The sequence below is a fragment of the Bartonella capreoli genome, from assembly GCF_902813205.1.
Lineage (GTDB): Bacteria > Pseudomonadota > Alphaproteobacteria > Rhizobiales > Rhizobiaceae > Bartonella > Bartonella schoenbuchensis.
In genome coordinates, this window is the sequence record NZ_CADDZX010000380.1 from 1 (window position 1) to 390 (window position 390).

The following is a 390-nucleotide window of genomic DNA, read 5'->3' on the forward strand; positions in this document are numbered from 1 at the left end:
ACTATGAGCCTGACAAGTGGAACATAGTCGAAGGACGGTCATGGTGATCCGATGGTCCCGTGTGGAAGGGCCATCGCACAACGGATAAAAGATACGCCGGGGAAAACAGGCTGATGTCCCGCAAGAATTCATATCGACGGGGTTGTTTGGCACCTCGATGTCGACTCATCGCATCATGGGGCTGGAGCAGGTCCCAAGGGTATGGCTGGTTGGCATTTAAAGCGGTACGGCCGTTGGGGTCAGAACGTCGTGGGACAGATCGGGCCCTAACTGCCGGGGGAGTAGGAATAGTGATAGGATCTGAACCTCGCACGAGAGGTCCCGGATGGACGTGTCTCTGGAGGCCCTGGGGTGTCGCCTGACGCATTGCAGGGAAGGCATAAGCGGACG

Annotated in this window: 1 rRNA gene; it reads left to right on the plus strand. The window is 57.4% G+C overall.

Annotation, left to right across the window (positions count from 1 at the left end):
* Window positions 1–390: ribosomal RNA gene (locus tag J7R05_RS08895) — 23S ribosomal RNA — on the plus strand; the annotation flags it as partial.